Here is a 3,685-nt window from a genome sequence, read left to right as displayed (position 1 = left end):
GGAACCACACCGGCACCACGCCGCCGGGCGGCACCAGCGCGATGAGATCGTCGAGCTCGCGGATGGCCGAAAGATCGGTATCCGGGTCCAGCCAGTAGCGGTGGGGCCAGCTCTGCGAGGCGTGGGCCTGCGCAATGCCGAGCTCTTCGCAGCGCCGCGTTCCAAGGCGCGTCCAGAACGCGATCAGATTTTCAAGGTTGGCCCGCTCCTGCGCGTTCATGCAGCACGCTCCCAGTTGATGAGCACGATGCCGGATATCAGCGCGGCGACGCCGGCGAGCTTGAGCGCGTCCACCGGACGAACCGGCAGCGCGAACCACCCGAAGTGACTGGCGATCACGGCGACCACAATCTGTCCAGTAAGCGCGTAGCTCATCATTGCTCCCACGCCCATGCGCGGAATGAGGTAGTAGAACATCGCAACACCGAAGGCGCTGAGTGCGCCGCTCAGCCACAGATGGACCGGCACCGCGCGCACCATCTGGGCGCTCGGATACGCGCGCGCGCCCAACGCCAGCGCCCCGAGCGTAAACAGACAGCTCGAAAAGAACGCGAACGACGCGCCCAGCAGGGAGTTTCCCAGCAGCACGCCCAGGCGCGCGTTCATGCTCGCCTGCATCGCAATGGCTGCGCCGGCCAGCAGCGCGAGAATGGAGAGACCGCCCGCCATCAGCGCACCATCACGATCTCTTCGTAGTCGCGGCGCACCTTGGGCGCGGCCGCGGCCTCGTCCCCGGCGTCGCGCCGCCCGATCGGACAGATCACCGACGCAGTGAGGTTTTCCTTCGCAAGGCCCAGCACCCGGTCGTAGCCGGCCGCATCGAAGCCCCCCATCGGACAGGTGTCGATCCCCATCATCGCCGCACTGGTGAGCAGATTCCCCAGGGCGATGTGAGCCTGCTGGTGCGCCCACTGAAGGTTCTCCTCCGGGCTCTTCGCGGCAAGTGCCTCCTTGATGTGTCCGGCCATGGCCTGCAGGCTCTCGCTTGAGACGCCGCGCGCCTTTGCCAGCATGCGAACGTACTCATCGACAAGCGCGTCGCCGATGTTCGTCTGCACCGCAAAGACGATCAGGTGCGAGCACGCGGCCACCTTTTCCTGGCCGTAGGAATGCGCCACCAGCTCGCGGCGGATGTCGGGGGACTCCACCACCAGCAGCCGGTAGGGCTGGAGCCCGTAGGACGAAGCACTCAGCCGCGTCACATCGAGGAGCGCAGCGACTTCCATCTCGGAGAGCACTTCATCGGAGAACTTACGCACGGCGTAGCGCCATTCCAGAGCGTTCATCAAATCCATCGTTTCGATCCGTTTCGTGGTTGAACGAGCCCCGAGGGGCCCGGCATCGCGGAGCACCGCTCCGTTTCGCTGCGTTCAACCTACGAATTCTCGGCTGCCGGCTCATTTACATAGGTTGATGAACCGGATTTTTTTCGAATGCGCGAGAGCTGGGTCGGCGTCACCCCCAGGTGCGAGGCGATGTGATACTGGGGTAGCCGCTCGGCAAGGTGCGGGCGCTCACGTAGAAAGCGCTCGTAGCGCGCGGCCGCATCTTCCTGCACCAGCGCGACTTCGCGGGCGTCTTTGTCGAGCAGCCAGTTCTTCTCCAGGTAGTGGATATGGAAGAGCTTGAGATCCTCGGCCTCCATGAGCAGCTTTCGAAACCCGGCGAAGTCGATCTCGATGATGGTGGATGGTTCGAGCGCGTCGATCGCAAAGCGCGAGGGCGTATCCGTGAGCAGCGCCGTCATGCAGCCGGGAAATGCGCCCTCTTCGAAGAAGTTCTTGTTGTACTCGCTTCCCTTTTCGTCGATCACGAACAGACGAAACAGGCCTGAGACAACAAAGGCAAAAGACGGCGGGATCTCCCCGATCCGGTAGAGCACCTCCGCCTTGCCCAGCTCGCGCAGCCGGGAGATCTTCTGAAAACACCCCCACGTCTCGTCGGTGATCGGCCAGTAGGAATCGAGCGTCTTTTTCAGAATGGCGAATGCGGCTTCTTGTTGCGGCGGCATGCTTGGTCCGGGCGCTCCTTGTTCTTCCTTCGGGCAAGAGCCTAGCGGCCCGCAGGCGAAGCGAAAACTGCCCTGTCCCCTCCCCGCCCGCGCCCTGCTATGCTGGGCGCCATGCGCGCATTCACCATTCAGACAATCATTTTTCTGCAGCTCGCCAGCCCGCTTGCGGCGCAGGATTTAAGGGGCGTGGCCGTCTATCCCTTCACGGCCAAGGGCGGCGCCGATGCGGCGATGGCCGAGGGGCTCACGGCGCTCTTCCAGCAGGAACTGGCCGGTGCCCCGTGCGTGCGCATCGTGGCCGAGGACGTGGTGCGCGACCTGGCGCGCCAGCAGGGACTCGAACAGAGCTGCGGCACCGAGGCCTGCCAGATCGACCTGGCAGCCCAGGCCAGCGCCGACTTTCTGGTGCGCGGCGAGCTGGCCAAGGTCGGTTCGAGCTTTGCGCTCACCGGCTACGTCATCGAACTCGAATCCAAGCGCACCGCCGCCACCGAGCGTGTCATCGTCTCGGGCAGCGACGCCCTGCTGCAGGGATCGCTCGACCTGGCGGCCAAGCTCCAGCCCGCGCTCGGATGCGGCGAGGATGCGGCACCTGCCGCTTCAACAATCGCGAGCCTGCCACCCAGCACCGTGGAGCTCTCGCCGCTGGCGGAGCGCATCAACGACTTCATGAAAACCCTGGACTATCCCTTCACCGCATGGATGGATGATGGCGAAGCCAGCCGCACCTACAGCCGGATGCGCGAGGAAAAGCAGTTCCCGGCCGTCACCGAGGGACGCCTGCACGAGGGGCAGATGCAGTGGCGCGCGCGCTACCGCCCGCCGCTGCCCATTCCGTTCTGGTTTTCCAGCTACGGCGGTATGACCCCATCCCAGTTTGAAGAGCGCCACAGGAATCTCAGCTCGAACGGCTACCACCTCACCCAGTTTCAGCGTTTCGCCGATGCCGGGGGGGTGGAACGGCGTCAGGCCACCTGGATCAAGCTCAATCCCGCGGACCTTCCTCGCCCCGGCGCCGCACTCGGCATCGAGGATCTGCAGGTTGGAACCGGCGCCGAGGCGCAGGCAGGCCAGAGAGTGAGAGTTCATTACGAGGGACGCCTTCCAGGCGGCGAAGTCTTCGACAGCTCCCGCGCACGCGGCGAGCCCATCGAGTTCGCGCTGGGCATTGGTCAAGTGATCAAGGGCTGGGATCAGGGAGTCGCGGGCATGAGAGTGGGCGGCAAGCGCCGGCTCACCATCCCGCCCGAGCTGGCCTACGGCGAGCGCGGCAGGCCGGGCATCCCGCCGAACGCGACGCTCGTCTTCGAGGTGGAGCTCCTCGAGATCAAGTAGCCCTCACCACTTTTCGCACCAGGGTCGCAGGTCGCTCTCGAAGGTCCATGCATCGCGGGGCTGATTGTGAATGGCGAAGTAGTGCGCGGCGATTGACGCGGGCCGGGTGATGTCGTCTTCCTTGCGGTCTTTTTTCAGCGGCAGGAAGGTCTTGCGGATCCACTCGGTATCGACCATCGCGTCGATCACCACATGCGCGACGTGGATTCCCTGGGGACCCACTTCGCGGGCCAGGCTTTGTGCGAGCGCGCGCAGGCCGTGCTTGGCGCTGGCAAAGGCGCCAAAGCCCGCGGCGCCGCGCAGGCTGGCGGTGGCACCGGTAAAGATGATCGTCCCGCG

6 protein-coding genes are annotated in these 3,685 nt (G+C 65.0%); 1 reads left to right on the top strand and 5 read right to left on the bottom strand.

Features of this window, described 5'->3' with window-relative positions; all coding sequences use genetic code 11:
- The 4 genes from KDH09_13725 to KDH09_13710 form a co-directional block, all read right to left on the bottom strand.
- Nucleotides 1-220: hypothetical protein (locus tag KDH09_13725; protein ID MCB0220754.1), on the bottom strand; the 220-nt coding region annotated here is incomplete at its 3' end.
- The gene (locus tag KDH09_13720) at nt 217-669 is read right to left on the bottom strand and encodes a DMT family transporter (protein ID MCB0220753.1); all 453 of its coding nucleotides are present in this window, start codon (nt 667-669) and stop codon (nt 217-219) included. The genes KDH09_13725 and KDH09_13720, both read right to left, overlap by 4 nt.
- Nucleotides 669-1,295, bottom strand: coding sequence for an NAD(P)H-dependent oxidoreductase (locus KDH09_13715; GenBank protein MCB0220752.1), 627 nt, complete (start codon nt 1,293-1,295; stop codon nt 669-671). The genes KDH09_13720 and KDH09_13715 overlap by 1 nt, the downstream gene beginning before the upstream one ends.
- Nucleotides 1,296-1,375: 80 nt before the next feature.
- A complete protein-coding gene (locus KDH09_13710; GenBank protein ID MCB0220751.1) occupies nt 1,376-2,011 on the bottom strand; it encodes a Crp/Fnr family transcriptional regulator in 636 nt (211 codons plus the stop codon).
- 111 nt (nt 2,012-2,122) lie between these two features.
- Between KDH09_13710 and KDH09_13705 the strand changes: the two genes are divergently transcribed.
- The gene (locus tag KDH09_13705; GenBank protein ID MCB0220750.1) at nt 2,123-3,346 is read left to right on the top strand and encodes an FKBP-type peptidyl-prolyl cis-trans isomerase; all 1,224 of its coding nucleotides are present in this window, start codon (nt 2,123-2,125) and stop codon (nt 3,344-3,346) included.
- Between the two features lie 3 nt (nt 3,347-3,349).
- On the opposite strand, the gene KDH09_13700 is transcribed toward KDH09_13705, so the two are convergent.
- The coding region (locus tag KDH09_13700; protein ID MCB0220749.1) for an SDR family NAD(P)-dependent oxidoreductase at nt 3,350-3,685 on the bottom strand (336 nt) is incomplete at its 5' end.

This window comes from Chrysiogenia bacterium (genome assembly GCA_020434085.1).
In the GTDB taxonomy this organism is placed as follows: domain Bacteria; phylum JAGRBM01; class JAGRBM01; order JAGRBM01; family JAGRBM01; genus JAGRBM01.
The sequence above is the reverse complement of the archived record's forward strand: the minus strand, read 5'-3'. Positions and strand labels throughout refer to the sequence as shown.